The organism is Blautia sp. DFI.3.45, assembly GCF_020593505.1.
Taxonomy (GTDB): Bacteria; Bacillota; Clostridia; order Lachnospirales; family Lachnospiraceae; genus Blautia_A; species Blautia_A wexlerae.
Map to the genome: position 1 here is coordinate 1 of NZ_JAJDMI010000162.1, position 517 is coordinate 517.

A 517-nucleotide genomic window follows, 5' to 3' on the forward strand; every position below is an offset into this window, starting at 1 on the left:
CCCGGAGGAGGAGCAATGCTTTTTTAACTGATGTAGATCATGTGAGCTTTGAAAAGGCAAACGGGACACGGCAAAATAGCCTCCAATCGGCTACCGTGTCCCTGCAAGTCGTCATAGGTTTGTGTAAACGCAAAGAAACCGCGATCAGGTAGCATCCAATAAATTTCCCAACTCTACGCATAACCGTTTCCTCACTGAACGAAAGTAAGGAACATGGCAAGCGCAACAATTCCCACCATCAGCAGCAGCCAAAAAACGCTGATTGCAGTTGATACAATATTGATAATGCTGCGGCTTTCCCTGCTCCGCACACATACCACCGAAAGAATCAGGCCCAGCAGGACAAAAACGACATTGGCCCCAGCCCAAGTGGTTCGGTCTCCGTCCGACAGCGAAAGGTGCAGAAGCGATGGGGCAAGAGCCGCCAACGGTAGGATGCTCACAATGAGCGCAGCGATACTAACTGATTGAAGTTTTTTCTTTTCCATAGTTTTACCTCATTTCTTTTTTCCCAAAT

1 protein-coding gene is annotated in these 517 nt (G+C 48.0%); it reads right to left on the minus strand.

All coding sequences use genetic code 11. From position 1 onward, the window contains the following. Positions 1-191: 191 nt before the first annotated feature. Positions 192-488, minus strand: coding sequence for a hypothetical protein (locus tag LJE09_RS17410; protein WP_118617165.1), 297 nt, complete (start codon positions 486-488; stop codon positions 192-194). Positions 489-517 lie beyond the last annotated feature (29 nt).